Raw genomic sequence first — 688 nt, 5'->3', positions numbered from 1 at the left:
ACCAGGCGGTTGGTGTTTTTTGCGGAACTGAGTACGGCAAAGTCCACCGGAACAAAGCTGAATCCGTCGGACCATCCCAGCGTCAGCAGCGTATAGCCATGCACGAAGATTCCCTTCGAATGATCATATACCCGCGCCAACAATTCTGCTTTCTTGGAGCGATTTTTCGTCAGGACCGAATCATCCAAAATGAACACCTTGACCCGCTGAGATGATGTGAGATCGCGGAAGCACCGTATCACTCGTGCCGCAAGGGTCAGCAGGAATTTCCTCCACGAATAGCGCGCATGATTCAAAAATCGGTAGTACGTGTCTTTGCCAGGCAGTTCTTCACCGCGTTCACTGTTGATGTAACGGTGGAGACTTTTTCCCAAAAAAGCAAGGGAAAAGAGAACACCGAATATGTCCATGACACGGACACCACAGGTTTTACGTATCCCGCACGCATGCAGCGTTTGCCCAATCTTGAGGGTCTTAAATAAGCGACCAAAACTGGAAATCAGCTTTTCAGACGGACTGTCTTGGTGTACCATTAGAGTGTGCACCCCTTCTGTTTGGAATGTTTGTTTGGTCACTTACATTTTACCAAACAGGGGTGCACTTTTTTTGTGTCAAGATGGCTTTTTCGTCATGAATGAAGCCTTTTATTTCAAGGCTCCGAGCCTACTTTCAAGGTGCGAAGTTTGAG

The 688-nt window shown here is 47.8% G+C and carries 1 protein-coding gene; it reads right to left on the bottom strand.

The features are described 5' to 3' along the window. On the bottom strand, nt 1–533 hold a 533-nt coding region (locus GTO89_RS16840; RefSeq protein ID WP_161263251.1), incomplete at its 3' end, for a transposase. Nucleotides 534–688 lie beyond the last annotated feature (155 nt).

The organism is Heliomicrobium gestii (assembly GCF_009877435.1).
GTDB classification, from domain to species: Bacteria; Bacillota; Desulfitobacteriia; order Heliobacteriales; family Heliobacteriaceae; genus Heliomicrobium; species Heliomicrobium gestii.
Note: the sequence above shows the minus strand (reverse complement) of the source record. Positions and strands in the feature narration are given on the sequence as shown.